This window comes from Streptomyces sp. NPDC030840, from assembly GCF_055572015.1.
Map to the genome: position 1 here is coordinate 418,177 of NZ_JBVIEE010000002.1, position 15,126 is coordinate 433,302.

At 71.5% G+C, this 15,126-nt stretch carries 14 protein-coding genes and 2 pseudogenes; 3 read left to right on the forward strand and 13 right to left on the reverse strand.

What is annotated here, in order from left to right; genetic code table 11:
- The first annotated feature begins 432 nt into the window (after positions 1-432).
- Positions 433-1,197 (forward strand): DUF4142 domain-containing protein, encoded by a 765-nt coding sequence (locus tag ACZ49J_RS05820; RefSeq protein ID WP_467448417.1) that lies wholly within the window; start codon positions 433-435, stop codon positions 1,195-1,197.
- 47 nt (positions 1,198-1,244) lie between these two features.
- Here the strand turns inward: ACZ49J_RS05820 and ACZ49J_RS05825 are convergent, their stop codons facing one another.
- From ACZ49J_RS05825 to ACZ49J_RS05860, 8 genes and pseudogenes are all read right to left on the reverse strand, one after another.
- Positions 1,245-1,397, reverse strand: a complete 153-nt coding sequence (locus tag ACZ49J_RS05825) for a hypothetical protein (protein ID WP_467448415.1) — start codon at positions 1,395-1,397, stop codon at positions 1,245-1,247.
- Positions 1,398-1,859: 462 nt separating this feature from the next.
- On the reverse strand, positions 1,860-2,393 hold the full coding sequence (locus ACZ49J_RS05830; RefSeq protein WP_467448414.1) for a MarR family winged helix-turn-helix transcriptional regulator: 534 nt from the start codon (positions 2,391-2,393) through the stop codon (positions 1,860-1,862).
- A 34-nt stretch (positions 2,394-2,427) separates the two neighbouring features.
- Positions 2,428-3,478 (reverse strand): annotated as a pseudogene (locus ACZ49J_RS05835) (PP2C family protein-serine/threonine phosphatase).
- Positions 3,479-3,772: 294 nt separating this feature from the next.
- The gene (locus tag ACZ49J_RS05840) at positions 3,773-5,080 is read right to left on the reverse strand and encodes a cation:proton antiporter (RefSeq protein WP_467448413.1); all 1,308 of its coding nucleotides are present in this window, start codon (positions 5,078-5,080) and stop codon (positions 3,773-3,775) included.
- Positions 5,081-5,226: 146 nt separating this feature from the next.
- Positions 5,227-5,568 (reverse strand): hypothetical protein, encoded by a 342-nt coding sequence (locus ACZ49J_RS05845; protein WP_467448411.1) that lies wholly within the window; start codon positions 5,566-5,568, stop codon positions 5,227-5,229.
- A gap of 185 nt (positions 5,569-5,753) precedes the next feature.
- The gene (locus ACZ49J_RS05850; protein WP_467448409.1) at positions 5,754-6,668 is read right to left on the reverse strand and encodes a class I SAM-dependent methyltransferase; all 915 of its coding nucleotides are present in this window, start codon (positions 6,666-6,668) and stop codon (positions 5,754-5,756) included.
- Complete coding sequence (locus tag ACZ49J_RS05855) at positions 6,665-7,312, reverse strand: TIGR04282 family arsenosugar biosynthesis glycosyltransferase (protein ID WP_467448408.1); 648 nt, start codon at positions 7,310-7,312, stop codon at positions 6,665-6,667. The genes ACZ49J_RS05850 and ACZ49J_RS05855 overlap by 4 nt, the downstream gene beginning before the upstream one ends.
- Entirely contained in the window at positions 7,309-8,040 is a 732-nt protein-coding gene (locus ACZ49J_RS05860) for a glycosyltransferase family 2 protein (RefSeq protein ID WP_467448407.1), read from the reverse strand. The genes ACZ49J_RS05855 and ACZ49J_RS05860 overlap by 4 nt, the downstream gene beginning before the upstream one ends.
- A gap of 139 nt (positions 8,041-8,179) precedes the next feature.
- On the opposite strand from ACZ49J_RS05860, the gene ACZ49J_RS05865 reads away from it, so the two are divergent.
- Both ACZ49J_RS05865 and ACZ49J_RS05870 read left to right on the forward strand, forming a co-directional pair.
- On the forward strand, positions 8,180-8,914 hold the full coding sequence (locus tag ACZ49J_RS05865; protein ID WP_467448406.1) for a response regulator transcription factor: 735 nt from the start codon (positions 8,180-8,182) through the stop codon (positions 8,912-8,914).
- The gene (locus tag ACZ49J_RS05870; RefSeq protein ID WP_467448404.1) at positions 8,904-10,016 is read left to right on the forward strand and encodes a sensor histidine kinase; all 1,113 of its coding nucleotides are present in this window, start codon (positions 8,904-8,906) and stop codon (positions 10,014-10,016) included. The genes ACZ49J_RS05865 and ACZ49J_RS05870 overlap by 11 nt, the downstream gene beginning before the upstream one ends.
- Positions 10,017-10,133: 117 nt before the next feature.
- On the opposite strand, the pseudogene ACZ49J_RS05875 reads toward ACZ49J_RS05870, so the two are convergent.
- The 5 genes and pseudogenes from ACZ49J_RS05875 to ACZ49J_RS05895 form a co-directional block, all read right to left on the reverse strand.
- A pseudogene (locus ACZ49J_RS05875) lies at positions 10,134-10,872 on the reverse strand (NAD-dependent epimerase/dehydratase family protein).
- Between the two features lie 52 nt (positions 10,873-10,924).
- On the reverse strand, positions 10,925-11,155 hold the full coding sequence (locus ACZ49J_RS05880; protein ID WP_467448402.1) for a hypothetical protein: 231 nt from the start codon (positions 11,153-11,155) through the stop codon (positions 10,925-10,927).
- A 483-nt stretch (positions 11,156-11,638) separates the two neighbouring features.
- Positions 11,639-12,040 (reverse strand): hypothetical protein, encoded by a 402-nt coding sequence (locus ACZ49J_RS05885; protein ID WP_467448400.1) that lies wholly within the window; start codon positions 12,038-12,040, stop codon positions 11,639-11,641.
- Positions 12,037-13,173, reverse strand: coding sequence for a molybdopterin-dependent oxidoreductase (locus ACZ49J_RS05890; RefSeq protein ID WP_467448398.1), 1,137 nt, complete (start codon positions 13,171-13,173; stop codon positions 12,037-12,039). Before ACZ49J_RS05890 ends, ACZ49J_RS05885 begins: the two co-directional genes overlap by 4 nt.
- A 195-nt stretch (positions 13,174-13,368) precedes the next feature.
- Positions 13,369-14,889 carry a DUF1996 domain-containing protein gene (locus ACZ49J_RS05895; RefSeq protein ID WP_467448394.1) on the reverse strand — a complete coding sequence of 507 codons (1,521 nt, stop codon included), beginning with the start codon at positions 14,887-14,889 and terminating at the stop codon, positions 13,369-13,371.
- Positions 14,890-15,126 lie beyond the last annotated feature (237 nt).

Consider the following 15,126-nt stretch of genomic DNA (forward strand, 5'->3'; position numbering starts at 1 on the left):
GCCAAAGACATCGGTCCGCTGCGGGTCGGGCCGATCGCGGGCGAAACGCAACGCGGCCCACCAGATGACGCTCCCCAGGCCTCTTGGACACAGACCGCTCGCCCGTGCGGCGTGAGCACCGCCGCACGTCCCTGCGGGATACGGCGCCACAGCTCACGTCGTTCACTTGGCGTGCCGTCGGGTCGCGACGAGTGACGGCACTTCTCCCCCATCGGTGGGTCCCGTACGCGGGCCGACGACCGCCTGCACCGATGCACCTTGAGCCTCACCCTGCCGCGGCAATGTGATGCACATCACTGCAAATTTTGCTCAGCGCAATGATTGCACTGTGCGTCGTCTACGTACCTCCAGGCGACCACCCCCGGACGGATCCCCTGCGACGCGACAACAGGAGATCCAGCGAGGGATCCACAACTCCTGCCAGGAGGTGCCATGCGTCTGTCTCGGAGCGCGGGAACCGTCTTCATCAGCGGTGGCCTGCTACTGACCGTCGCCGCGCTCGCCTATCCCGCGATGCTCGGGATCGAGAACACCGCCACCAACACCGAGCGCATCATCGCCAACACCCGGTACGGCCCCCTGACCGAGGCCGACCGCGACTTCGTGATCAAGGTCCGCTCGGCCGGGCTGTGGGAGTACCCCCTCGGCGAGATGGCCATGGAGCGGGGCACGACACCGGAGATGAAGGAGGCCGGCGAGCACCTGGTCGTCGGGCATGCCGGCCTGGACAAGATGTGCCGTCAGATCGCACCCGAGCTGAACATCACCCTGAACAACCAGGCGAGCCCACAGCAACAGCAGTTCGTGCAGACCGCCGCCGCGGCGTCCGGCAAGGAGTTCGACTCCACCGCGGTCACCATCATGCGGGTGACCCACGGTCAGATCTTCCCGGCGATCGCCAAAATCCGCGCCAGCACCAGGAACACGCTGGTGCGCCAGCTCGCCGACCTGGCCAACGACACCGTGCTGGACCACATCACCGTGCTGGAGAAGACCGGCCTGGTCAACCACGAACAGGTCAACTACCAGCAGACCGCTCCGCCAAAGCTCCCCAAGGACCAGACGACCCCGCCGGCACCCCAGCCGGGCGCCCCCATGGTCGTCCTCACACCGCGCCCGGACCTGGACGTCAACACCACCGCCCCGTCCGCGCCCACCGGCTCCCCCTCACCCGCGCCCTCCTCCGGGAGCCAGTGACGCGCCACCCTCCGATCCCACCACAGACGGCTGTTCCGGTCTCACCCTCAACCGGCGAAGGGGCGAGGCCGGGCATCAGCCGGCACGGGGACGGGGCCGAGCCGGAAGGAGCGCACGATCGCGAGCGCGCACCCGGCGACCACTGCGAGTGCCGGCGTGGCGACGCCGACGAGCGGGCCGTACTCCGTGGCGCGTGCCACGCCACGTGGTGGAACCGTGCTCTGAGGGTCGTAGACGATCGCCAACGCGCCTCCCGGCCTGGTCGACGGCCCGCAGCCGCGCCAGACAGCCCTTCGGCGAGGAGCCACCGGGGGCATGCCAACGAACTCCGCGGGCCCCCACACACGGACCTCAGGCGCGCCATCAGCCCTGTTTCCGCCACGGGCGGTTGCCGACGCAGCCTGCGCATCCGTTCCGCCACCCCCGGGCGGTCATATGTCCGGCACGTCGCGGCGCCTCATCGAGGCGCCTCCAGCGACAGCACGCACCGTCCTCACGACCCCTGGGTACGCACCGCGCGCTGCCGGGGTCCGGCAGCAGGACGCTCCTCAGTCCCGACCCGGACGGCCCTTCACGACTCCCTTGCATTACGCAAAACCCGTCAACGGGTACCGGACTGCCCCAGAGCATCGATGATCAGCAGAAACGCTCCGCCGCAGCTCTCACGCTCCCCGTCGGGCATGGGTGTCCGCCCAGCCCAGCGGATACATCTCCGGGTCGTCCAGCGCCGCGGCGACCGGCTCCGCACCAGCCTCGTTGAAGGCGGTGAGCGCCTCGACGAGCGCCGCCCGCTGGTCCGGGCCCAGCCGTTCGACGATCGCGGCGATCTCCGCCTGCCGGCGGGAGGTGACGTGCTCGACGACACGCAGTCCCTCGTCGGTGAGCCGCAGCATGGTTTCACGGCGGTTGGTGGGGTTTGTCTGCCGGTCGGCGAACCCGGCCGCGATGAGCCGGTCGATCATGCGCATGGCGGTGGACGGCGCCACCTGGAGCAGCTCCGCCAGAGTCACAAGCTTGGTGTCGCCTCTGGAGGAGAGCACGACGAGCATGCGGAACTGCGGCAGCGTCACCCGCTCCTCGACCTCGGCAAGCGACCGGGCGGAGACCGCCACCAGCAGCCGAGAGGCAGTCACCACCGCACGGGTCACCGCCTCGACATCCTTCTCGCCACCACCAGTGGCCTTGCGCTCCGCCATACAACCTTTCTATCGTGCCCGAAGCCGCGCGTGTTCACGGGACGGGACCAGATTTTCCTCTCTCATGACCCTCGTCCTCGCGGTTCCCGTGGGCGCGGTAGCGCAGGAGCAGCATCGCGGCGTCGTCGTGCGGCGGCCCTGAGGCGTGCCGCGCCACGTCTTCGCGCAGGCCGTCCAGGGCGCTGCTCGCGTCGGGGTCCTTGAGTGAGTCGGCCCGTTCCGCGAGCGGATGGAAGCGCCCCTGTTCGTCACGGGCCTCATTGACGCCGTCGGTGTACAGCAACAGTTGCTCGCCCGGCGCGAAGCCCACCTTTCGGAAGGGCTTGGAACTTTCGTGTCCGTGCGCACCCAGGCCCAGGGGAAGCGCGTACGAGGGGGGCTCGGGGAAGTCGACGGTTCCATCCTGGCGTACGAGCATCGGTGCCGGATGCCCGTAGTTGAGGAGGACTGCCTCGTGGTCGGCGCCGACCTCGGCGAGGACCGCGGTCACGAACTTCTCCCCCTCCAGCTCCCGGGCCACCGCTGCACCCGTTCACCGAGCCGTCTCGACCGCGGCCAGCCCCTTGCCTCGCACATCGTCCACGATCACCCGGATGCCGTGCGGGGAGGAGACCACCTCGTACAGATCACCACCGATCCGCGCCTCCGCGACGGCCGACGTGTACGACACCGCGGCCTGCAGCGGACCCGCCGTCAGCGGCACCTGCCGCAGCAGCACGCGCTGCGCGACCTCGCCATGGAGCGCACACTCGCCGGCTCCGCCTCGCGGCGCGAGCGCGTCACGGCGGCGGCGATCCCCACCCCGGTCACCCCCGCCACCGACACCAGAGAACGCGAACCCGCGCCGCTCCTCGAACAGCCCGTCGTAGATTCCGAGCACCACACAGCAGGAGCGCCACGACGCCGATGAGCGCGGTACGGCGCCAGGTACCGACCAGTCCGGAGAACGCGGGCCCGAGCGACACCAGCGGCAACAGCCCCACCCCCGGCCCGACCAGGACGTCCACAGACGCCACCCCGGCCATCAGAACGATCGGCATCAGGGACAGCACCGTGACACTGGACGGTGGCCTCTTCACGGTCATGGTGCACTCCAACTGCGTCGCGGCCCCGGAGAGCCACCCCACCCGGGCACCCTCCCCCACCTTTATGGTCCGAAGTCCGCCAACACCTGCTCGGCCGTCGCCCTCCCTGCCTGAGCGATTCACGTGTCGCAGACGTACTTCACGCGCGACTTCCGGGACACGCGCGGCGTGACACCGCGCCCTCGCTGCCCGACAGCGGTGCTTCCGGTGCGCGGGGAGGCTGAGCACCACACCTGTTATGAGGAGTTTCCCCACAGGTCTCACGCCGGAGCCGGGCATCACGGCCGGGCACGATCACGTTCCCGGGCCGCGCCCGGCGCCTCCCGCTCGGCCGGTTCCCTCTTGCTGCGGGGGCTGGGCGGTCCGCAGCCGGTCGAGCCGGGCCACCACCGGCCCCGCCGTGACACCATGCAGCACGACCGAGGCCAGTACGGTGAACGTCATCACCGCCCACAACTCGCGTTCCGGCACCGGGAAGTTCTGCTGCCCCAGTGCGTAGGCGAGGTAGTACAACGAACCGACGCCCCGGATGCCGTACGCCGCGACCACCCAGCGCTCCCGGCCCCGCGGACGGCCACCGAGCAACCCGGCCCACCCGGACAGCGGCCGGATCACCACCAGCAGTACCAGCCCGGTGGCGGCGCCCTGCCAGGTCAGCGAGGCGAGGCCCCCCAGCGCGACGTAGGCGCCCAGCAGAAACAGCAACGCGGCGGTGAACAGGCGCTCGATCTGCTCCACGAAGTCGTGCAGGACGTTGTGGAAGCCGTGGGCGCGCTCGGCCGCCCGGATCGCGCACGCGGTGATGAACACGGCGAGGAAGCCGTAGCCCCCGGCCAGCTCGGTCACCCCGTACGACAGGAAGGTGGCGCCCAGCGCGACGAAGCCCTCCCGGTGTTCGGACAGCCGCAGCACCGGCGAGCGGGTCCGGAAGAACAACCAGCCCAGCAGTCGGCCGACCAGCAACCCGCCCACCACACCGACCGCGCACTTGACCGCGACGTCCTCCACCACCCACGCGCCGGCCCAGTCGGCCGACCAGCCGCTGCCCGCGGCAGCGGCCAGGGCCACGGCCGCGTACGTCAAAGGGAAGGCAAGCCCGTCGTTGAGGCCCGCCTCGCTGGTGAGGGCGAACCGCACCTCGTCCTCGTCGTGGGGGTCCTCGGTGGGCTCCCCCACCCGCACCTCCGACGCGAGCACCGGATCGGTCGGCGCGAGGACGGCAGCCAGCAGCAGCGCGGCGGCCGGCGGCCAGTTCAGCAGCCACCACGCCACGAGAGCGGTGCCCACGACGGTCAACGGCATCGTGACACCCAGCAGCCGCCATGTCGTGGCCCAGCGGCGCCGGCCGACGGGCCGGTTGAGCGCCAGCCCGGCGCCCATCAGCGCGATGATCACGCAGATCTCGGTGACGTGCTCCACCAGCAGCCGGTCCTCCACCGGATCGATGGCAGGCAACGGCAGGGGCAGCAGGTACACGCCGATGCCGGCTGTCAGGAACACCAGCGGCAGCGACAACGGCCGTCCGGCCACCACCCGGGGCAGCACAGCCGCGAGCAGCGATCCCACACCCAACCACGCGAACACCGCATCGGCGATCGTCACTACGCTGCGCCTGCCCTTCCGCCACGCCACCGCACGAACCCGCGCGCACCGCACAGGACCGTCACCGGCTTCGCTCTCGATCCCACCCCGTGGGAGGCCGACGCGACGTCGGTCCTGCCCCGCGTACCCAGCTCAGGAGCACAGCACTACGGAACGGACCATGCATACATAACGCGGCATTCCGGCAAAGAAACGCCCAACCAGACGGTGCGTGAAGGAAGCGTCCGCTGCCCCGGGTACGATCGTCCGCCTCCAGGGCCGAGGGCTCTCTCCCCCACCTCGTTGCAGGCGGTGAGTGCCTCGACCATCGCCGCCCGCTGCTTCGCGGTGAGCCGTTCGACCATCGTGCCGCTCTCTGCACGGCGCCGGTCGGTGACATCGGTGACGGTACGCCGACCCTTGTCGGTCAGCCGCAGCATGGTTTCGCGGCGGCTGCCGGAGTTGATCTGCCGGTCGGCGAGCCCGGCGGCGATGCGCCGGTCGCTCATGCGCATGGCGGTCGACGGCGCCGCCTGCAGTGCCTCGGCGAGAGTGACCAGCCTGGGCGGTCAGCACCGCACGGAAAGCTCCGGGGCGCCACCACCGCGCTGACCGCTTTCCCTTCACACCGCGGCGATGCCCTCCATCCCGGACGCCGTGAAGGCGGGCAGCCCCGTGGCCGTAGTGACCTTCGTCAGGGAACCGTTCCTGCCGATGCGGAAGCCGTCGGCCGTGCCGGAGACCGCGGCCTGCGCGTACAGGAAATGAAATCCTCGTCGTTGGCCGTGGAGTGCCTGTCCTGGGCCGTCGGTAGCTCCTCTGACTCCGTGGTGGCGCGGTGGAGTTCCAAGAAGGGGCGACTGTCGGCGCTCCATCGGCCGGTGAGGATCCAGCCGGTGGAGTCGGCGGCGCGGAGGAGGCCGGTCGCGCCGACGCGGGCCCAGGGGAAGGGGCGGCCGTGGCGGCCGTGGGCGTCCTCGACGCGGACGGTGAGACGCTGGTCCACGTCGTCGTCGGCCGCCTCGGCCAGCAGACGGCCGCCGGGGCCGACGAGGTCGCGCAGGCGGGCGAGCAGGACCGCCGGGTCGCCGCCGATACCGACGTTGCCGTCCATCAGCAGGATGGTGCCCCAGCTGCCCTCTCTCGGCAGGCGGTCGAAGACGGAGCGCCGCAGGGCGGCTGCGCCGTGTTGCCGGGTCCGTGCGACGGCGGCCGGGCTGACGTCCACGCCGAGGGCTGGAACGCCGCGTGCGGTCAGGGCGGCCACCAGGCGCCCGGGTCCGCATCCGACGTCCAGGGCGGGGCCGGTGCAACGCTGCAGCACGCTGGTGTCGGCGGTGTCGGGTGCGGCGCACCAGCGCTCCACGTCCAGCGGAATCAGCTCCGCCCTGCCGTGGGCGTGGGGTTCCAGGCGGCGCAGGTACAGCGGGCCGCGGCCGATGCGCAGGGCTTGGGCGTAGGGGTCGTCCGTCCAGGGCTCGCCCGGCTCCACGGGCGGCGCGACGAGATCGAGGGACGGCAGGATGCCGGTCTGCGGCTGGGGCGCCGCCGTGAGCGGGTCGTACCACTCGGCGGTGGCGGTTTTCATACCGGTTGCCGCGCTGCTCACCGGGCGACCTCCGATAGTGAGGCCAGTGCGGTGGCGAAGTGCGAACCGGGCGGGCAGAGGCCGGCCACTGCGGCGGCGTCGGCCGCGGTGTCGACGTCCCGCAGCACTGGAAGGTCCCGGACCGTCAGCCCCGCCTCGGCGAGCCTGCACCGCTGGATCGCGCCGGTGCGGTCGGTGGACATCGGTACGCCCCGCACGAGGGATCCGGCGCGGGAGGGGTCGGCGAGGCCGAGGGCCCAGAAGCCGCCGTCGGCGGCCGGGCCGAACCAGGCGTCGCGACCGTCGCTGCCGACATCGGCCAGCAGGTCGGCGGTGAGCTGCGGGGTGTCCATGCCGACCAGCAGTGCGGGCCCGTCGTCGCAGAGGGCGAAGGCGCCCGCGATCCGCTCGTCCAGTCCTCCGGACACCTGCGGGACGACTTCGAAGCCTGACGGCAGCCAGGGACCCGGGGTTCCGTCGAGGACGAGAACCCTGCGCCGGGCGGGGACCCGGAGCATCGTACGGAGGGTGTCGGTGAGGGCCGCCTCGGCCAGGGCGGCCGCCTCGTGCGGCGTGCAGGGCGGGGTGAGCCGGGTCTTGACGCGGCCGGGGACCGGTTCCTTGGCGATGACCAGCAGCGTGGCCGCTCCCGTGACGGCGGTCATCGCGCGCCTCCCGGAGCCGTCGCGTCCGGGCCGGGGGCGGGGTGGCCGCCGATGGTGGGGTGCTCGGCGAGCACGGCGCGCATGTCGCGGACCGTCTGCCAGGTGCCGCGCCAGGTGCCGGTGACCTTCGAACGACCCGTACGCGGGTGGTACGGCACGTCCGTCTCCCGGACGCGCCAGCCGGTGTCGGCGGCGCGGACCACCATCTGCAGCGGGTAGCCGGAACGCCGGTCGGTCAGCCCGAGAGCCAGCAGTGCCTCGCGACGAGCCGCGCGCATGGGACCGAGGTCGCGCAGGCGCAGGCCGGTGCGGCCGCGGATCAGCCGGGCCAGTTCCAGGTTCGCCAGACGGGCGTGCACCGGCCAGGCTCCGAGAGTCGTCGGCCGCCGGCGTCCCAGGACCAGATCGGCGGAGCCGTCGAGGACGGGCCCCGCCACCCGCGGCAGCAGACGGGGGTCGAGGGAGGCGTCGCAGTCGCAGAAGCAGACGATGTCGGCGGTGGCGGCGGTCAGCCCTGCGTGGCAGGCGGCGCCGAAGCCGCGGCGCGGCTCGTGGACCACGTACGCCCCGAGGTCGCGGGCTGTGTCCGGGGAGCCGTCGGTGGAGCCGTTGTCGACGACGATCGCGCGCCAGCCGGGCGGAATCCGGCCCAGTACCCAGGGCAGGGCTTCGGCCTCGTCGAGGCAGGGCAGCACGACGTCCACGGAGGAAGGGGTTGTCTCGATCACCCCACTCACCCTACGAACACAAAGGGGGCATAAGGGATTTGGTGTTCTTACGGATCGCTGACGTCGCTCTTCCTTACGGATCGCTGACATCTGCCGCCACTCCCGTGGGCCGCGGACCTATGGTGCGAGACTCGCTGGTGTGAAACGCGTACTTGTCGTGGACGACGACCCCACTGTCTCCGAGGTCGTCGCCGGGTACCTGCACCGGGCCGGATTCGCCGTCGACGTCGCCGCCGACGGTCCCGCCGCCGTGGCCCGGGCCGCCGCCCGGCCGCCCGACCTCGTGGTGCTGGACCTGATGCTGCCCGGCATGGACGGGCTGGAGGTGTGCCGCCGCATCCGCGAGGACGGCCCTCTGCCCGTGATCATGCTGACCGCGCGGGGTGACGAGGAGGACCGCGTTCTCGGCCTGGAGGTCGGGGCGGACGACTACGTCACCAAGCCCTTCAGCCCGCGTGAGCTGGTACTGCGGGTGGAGTCCGTGCTCCGCCGCGCCGGATCCCTGGCCGTCACCCGCACCGAGCCCGCGGAACCCTGGCTGCGCAGCGGCCCGCTCGCCCTGGATCCCACCGCACGGCGTGCCACCCGCAACGACACCGAACTGCCCCTCACCATTCGGGAGTTCGACCTGCTGGAGTTCTTCCTGCGCAACCCCGGCCGGGCGACGAGCCGCGAGGAACTCATGCGCCGGGTGTGGGGCTGGGAGTTCGGCGACCTGTCCACCGTGACGGTCCACGTACGGCGGCTGCGCGAGAAGGTCGAGGACGACCCGGCCACTCCCCGCCTCATCAGCACCGTCTGGGGTGTCGGATACCGCTTCGACCCTCCCCGGCCGGCGGACACGGACGAGGGGGGAGCCGGCGATGGTCGGTGACACGCTGCTCATCGCCCTGTACGCGGCCATCGGCGCGGCGGCCGCCGGGCTGACCGGCGCGATGGCACTGCGGCTTGTGCGCGACCGGTCGGTCGCACTGTCGCTGGCCGTGGTCGCGGCCGTCACGGTCGCCGCGATGCTCGCCGGAACGATGCTGGTGTCCTGGGCGATGTTCCTCTCGGAGCACGACCTGTGGGTGGTGACGATGGTGTGCGCCATGGCCGCGGTCGCCTCCTTCGCCGTCGCCCTCCTGCTGGGCCGCAGCGTCGTCAGGGGCAGCAGGGCCCTTGCCGAGGCCACCCGCGCCCTCGGCGACGACGGCAGCTTCGTGCCGCCCGCCATCGCACCCACCGCCGAACTCGCCCATTTGAGCCGCGAGTTGGCCGCCACCAGCGCCAAGCTGGCCGCTTCCCGGGAACGGGAGAGGGCACTGGAAGCCTCCCGCCGCGAGCTGGTGGCCTGGATCTCCCACGACCTGCGCACGCCGCTGGCCGGGCTCCAGGCGATGACCGAGGCCCTGGAGGACGGCATGGTCGACGACCCGCGCGTCTACCACACCCGCATCCGCACCGAGGTCGAGCGCATGAGCGGCATGGTCAGCGACCTCTTCGAACTCTCCCGAATCCAAGCCGGCGTCCTCGCCCTGTCCCCGACCCGCATGTCGGTCTACGACCTGGTCGGCGACGCCATCGCCGGTGCCGACGCCCTGGCCAGGGAGCACGGGGTGCGGCTGGTGGGCGACCGGGTGGAACAGGTGCCGGTCGAGGTCGACGGCCGCGAGATGTCCCGCGTCCTGGCCAACCTGCTCGTCAACGCCATCCGCCGCACCCCGGCCGACGGCACCGTCGCGGTCTCCGCCCGCCAGGAGGCCGACCGTGTCGTGCTGGCGGTGACCGACGGCTGCGGCGGCATCGCCCCGGAGGACCTGCCCCGTGTCTTCGACACCGGCTGGCGCGGTACCGACGCCCGCACCCCGCCTGCCGGAGCCGGACTGGGCCTGGCCATCGTGCGCGGCATCGTGGAGGCCCACAAGGGGCGCGCGGCTGTCTGCAACGTTCCGGGCGGCTGCCGTTTCGAGGTCCACCTGCCCGCGGCGGTCTGAAGGCAGCGGGAGGGCGGCCTGAGGTGACCTGGAGAGACCGGACCGGCCGGGGGAAACCTGGCCGGTTCCTTCCGTCACGCCCGGAGAAAGCCGCCGCGACGTCGGCTCCCTCCCGGCTCACCCGGCTCGCAGGGGTGCCGCCGCGAACTCCGCCGTTCCCTCCGCGAAGGGGACCTGCGGCTTCCACCCCGGTTCGTCGCGGGGACGACGGGAGGATGGGGTGATGGGGCGGACGTCGCCGAGCCGGAACTCTCCGGTGACGACCGGTACCTGGTCGCCGTACGACACGGCCGGTGCCGCGGCCGTCTCCCCCACCGTGTGCGGCTCCCCGCTGCCCACGTTGTACGCCCGCAGGCCACCCTCCGGAAGGGCGTGCACGCCGTCGAGCGCCGCGAGGTCGGCGCCGGCCACGTCCCGCACGGGGACGAAGTCCCGCCGCTGCCCGCCGTCTCGAACACACGCGGAGCCTCACCCCGCGCGAGCGCGGACCGGAACAGGGACGCGCCCCTCGCGTACGGGGGTGTCGCGCGGCACGCCGGCCTCCGCCACGCCCGCGAGCAGCACCGCGGTGCCGAGGTCGTTGCAGCCGACGTAGTCCGGCGCGTCGGTGAAGTCCTTGCCGAGCCCGGCCACCGCGGCCTGGTGGAAGACGGCGTCCACACCGTGCAGGGCGTCGGTGACATCCGCCGCGTCGCGGACGTCCGTGTGGCGCCAGTCCACCTCCTCGGGGACCTGCGGGGCGGTGCGGTGGGCGGCGGACAGCAGCGCGTCGAGGACACGCACCTCGTGCCCGGCGCCGGGCGGTAACGATGTGCGAGCCGATGAAGCCCGCACCTCCGGTGACCAGGATCAACATGCCCCGGCCGTAGGGCCGTCCATCCGGTCGCGAGCCGTCGAGCACGGGGACGTCAGCGGTTCGCAAGCCTTTCGGCCCGTCCCGTGTCCTCTGCGGTCCGGGCCGTCGCCACCGTCAGCAGCGTGAAGGCGAGGGCGAAGCCGAGCATGGTGAACACGCCCCGCGGCCAGAAGATGTGGCTGTCGACGAAGGACCAGCAGGCGGCGAGCAGCGCCACGGCCCCCGGCAGCACCCGTATCCCGTGCCGGCGCCACAGCACCGCGCAGGTGGCGAGACAGGCCACGGCCAGGGCGTACACCCCGGTCCGGCCGAGTTCGCCACCGATCGCGAACAGCCGCCCGGCCGCCCGTGAACGCCGTGGTCCACCACCGTGCCGGCGGAGATCCCCGCCACCGCGTCGAGCCCCGAGTAGTACGCCGCGTAGACGAGGCACCCGGACCAGGCGAGCACCGTCAAGGCTCCCTCCGCATCGCGGCCCGGCCTGCCCCACAGCGGGACAACCAGACCGAGCACCAGGAAAGGGAACACGGGCAGCAGGGCGATGTGCAGCCCCGCCCAGTCACCCGCCGTCGCCGCCGTCAGATGCCGCGGATGCAGCACACCCGCAACGGCCAGCACCAGTGGCGCGGCCGTCACCAGCGCCGTCGTAGGAAGAACACCGAGGGATCGCATCCGGTCACCGTAGGAGGCCGCCCGGCGCCGCGAGGGCGCCGCCGGGAGCGCGTAAGACACCCGTAAGACGGCGCGGTGTGGGCCGGCGCCTTCCTCATGACGGTGGCCGCCGTCGGCGGGTGATGCCCCGCGCGGCCAGGAGGAGCATCGTCACCGTGGCCACGGCCGCCAGCGCGATCAGCCAGTTGCGCGGGTAATCCAGCGGCAGCACGGAGGAGTTGGCCGTTCGTCCCGGGCGCAGCAGCACCGGCAGCGCCACCACCGTCAACGCGCCCGCGACCACGAGCGCCCCGCGAACCGTGCCACGCGCACGACCGCGCACCAGCATCAGCCCGGCCAGCAGCACCAGCGGCGCGATCAACGCGTCGTGGAGGACGACCGCCCCGCCCAGCCAGACCAGAACGCCGACCGGGTCACGGACGTCCGTCAGCAGCGACGCACCGACGCCCATGAGCGCCACCCCGGCCACACCCACAAGGACACGCGTCACCTTCATACCGGCACCTCCAGCCGGCCCACCCACTTGGTCTGCAGCACTCCGGGCCGGTTCGGGGCGATGAGCCGCACCGGATAGCCGTGGTCGGGGTCGAGTTCCGCTCCGTTCAGGCGCAGGGCGAGCAGGGTCAGCGGGTCGCGGGCGTGCTCATGGCCCATCTCGGAGACCCGGTAGCCGCCGCGCAGCTGCAACGACACCACCCGCACCCGCGCATCCGGCCGCGCGCCCGCCCGCTCCAGCAGATCGGCGACCCGCACACCCGTCCAGTGCGCCGACTTGCTCCAGCCCTCCACACACGCGATCGGCAGCTCCACCTCGTGCTGGGGCAGTGCGCGCAGCTCGTCCAGCGTCAGGGTGTACGGCCGCGGGCCGTCCACGACCAGGCGGTACTCCTCGTCGGCGATCCGGCCGACCCCGGCCGCCGCAGCGGTCCGGTTGACGGGCAGGCCCTGCGGGCCCCGGTCCGGGTGGCGGGCCGCGAACAGGATGAAGTCCTTCAGCGGGGTGAGCGACTGACCCACCGTGGTGAGGGTGACGGCCCCGACGGCCGCGCCCACCGCGGCCAGCAGCGACCGCCGGTCGGGCGCGTCCCGCGCCGGCAGGGCGAGAGTCCCGGACGACCGCCTGCCCCAATGCGCCCGGATCTCCGGAGCCTTGACCGCGATGTGCAGCAGCAGCGCCCCCGTCACCAGCCACGCCACCGCGTAGTGCACCGGCACGAACGAGAACGGCCAGGGATACCACTGGACCGTGTTCAACAGCCCGGTCGCCAGCTCGAAGACGGCTCCGGCCACCAGCACCGCGATCGACAGACGCTCCAGCGCGTGCCGGAGCGACCGCAGCGGCGGCCACGCGAACAGCCGTGGGTAGACCGTCCACAGCTTGGCCAGCAGCAGCGGAACCGCCGCTATGCCGGAAGCGACGTGCAGGCCCTGAGTGAGCCGGTAACCCCACGACGGGCGGCTCGGGATGCTGTCGGCAAGCCAGCCCGGCGGGTGTTGCATGAAGTGGCTGACCAGCCCGGTGACAAAGCACACGGCGAACGCCGGCCCCAGCCAGCGGCCGATCGAGGTCGCCGTGCGGGCATCGTGCAAACTGCCCTTGAACACCGGCGGGAAGACACGCAGTTTCATGCCTTCATCCCACTCGGTGGCGAGCCGTACCGGAACATCTGGGCGCCTTACGGAACACGGACGTCGCCGGATCGGCCGGGCTCAGCCGCCCCCGTTCTGGAGCCGATCGGACCAGGGCAACCGACACGAGTGCGGGCCTGTCCGCGGTAGGTGACGGCCGCGGACAGGCCCGTGCGGTGGCTCACCTCATCGGTGTCACTGGCACTCCCGGCCGGAGTTGATGCACTCGACCATCTGGTTCATCAGCTGCTCGTCGAAGACGTTGACGAAGTCGCCGTGGTCGGTGATGGGCTTGTGCATCTGCTCCGGGAAGCCGTCCACCGCGTAGAAGGCGCTCGACCGGCCGTCGTCGTTCAGGCTCGGTGCGTCCACGTCGTACACCAGGCGCTGCACCAGCTGCGGAACGGCCTGGAAGCCGTTCGGGCAGGCACCGGTGTCCGGGTCGGCGAACGCGACGTGATCACGGTGGTTGGCGCTGTCGATGTTCTGGCCGTCCCAGCAGCTCTGGAACTTGGATGTCCGGACCAGACTGCTGCCGTCGGGGCAGATCGGGTACTTGTCCGTCAGCTGCCTGTCCTCGAAGCCGGTGCAGCTCCATGCGGCGTTGGCATTGGCCGTTCCGTTGGTGAACGCCTTGGCGTCTCCGGTGATGATGCGCAGGAACTTCGGCATCGCCACGACCTTGCTGGTCGGGTTGCCCACGTACTCGAGGGTCACCTCGGACGCGGTGAGGATCCTGCCGACGTTGCCCTCCGCACCACCGCCCGGCTGGTTGGCGTCGAACTCCTGGGTGCCGTCCTGCAGGCGGAGTACCGGCCAGTAGTACGACGATTTGTCGCCCTGGTTCTGGCAGGTGGTCTCGCCGGCCGCGAAGTCCTCGTTGTCGGCGAAGGCGTCGTTCGCCTGGTTGCCCACGTAGTCGTGTGTGTGGTGCGCCCCGTTGGCCACGCCGGGGGCGACGATGATGTTGTCGGTGTTGTACAGCTTGTTCTCGTTCACGCCGCAGTCGGTGGTGAACTTCCCGAGTGAGGCGTTCTGTTGCTTCTGGGGTGAGCTGACATTGGGCTGGACGCTGGTGATGTCCACGAAGTCGGAGGCGACGGGACCGTTGCCGACCTGGGCACCGTTGCCGGTCTCCCCCTGCCCGTTCCCTTGGTCCTGGCCGGTGTCCTGGTTCTGAACCTGGCCGTTCTGGTTCTCGCCGCCCTCGCCGCCGCCGGCCTGGTTCCCGGAGGCGCGGAACGTACAGGCGGCGAGGGACTCCAGGCCCTGCGGCCGGTCCGCCACACGGCCGATGGCGATGGCGATGCGGTCGATGGTCGCGGCCCGCTTGTCCTTCAGCGGGCCCAGGACCGCGTTGCCCGCGAAGCTGCTGTCCTGCTGTATGGCCCGGGTCGAGTTCCGCAACCGCTGGTAGGCTTCCGCGACTTGCTGGTCCAGCCGTGCGAGCTCCTTGTCGACCTCGGCCCGGGCCTGATCGGGAACCTGTTTCAGACGCATACCGACATCGGGGCAGTCGATGGTGGCGGCCCCCGCCGCCATGGCTTGTTCGATTCGATCCTGGGACGAGTTCCTGACGGTGTTGCCGCTGTCGTGCTCACCGGCCGAGGCATACACATTCGCCGCAACCAGCCCCCCTGCCCCCAGGGCGGTCGCAGCCAGTGCGGCTACGGTCCGGCGGGTCGTCTTCGATCGCTTTCGCGTGTTGCGTCGCATGGGACTCTCCTCTGAGATCTCTGGATCAAGTGCCGCTGCGGTGCCGCTTCTGATCACCGTGCGGCCGAGCACCAGATGCTGGTTCCGGCGAACCCGGACGGTTGTGAGGCCGCAGTGGTCTTGGTGTGCAAGCCGCCCTCTCGGAACCGGAATCCGCCGACGTATCCCCGGCTCCCGGCCTGGCGTACCCGCTGCTCTGTTGGGCTCTTCGTGATCAGAGTTACGGATGGGGCGAGC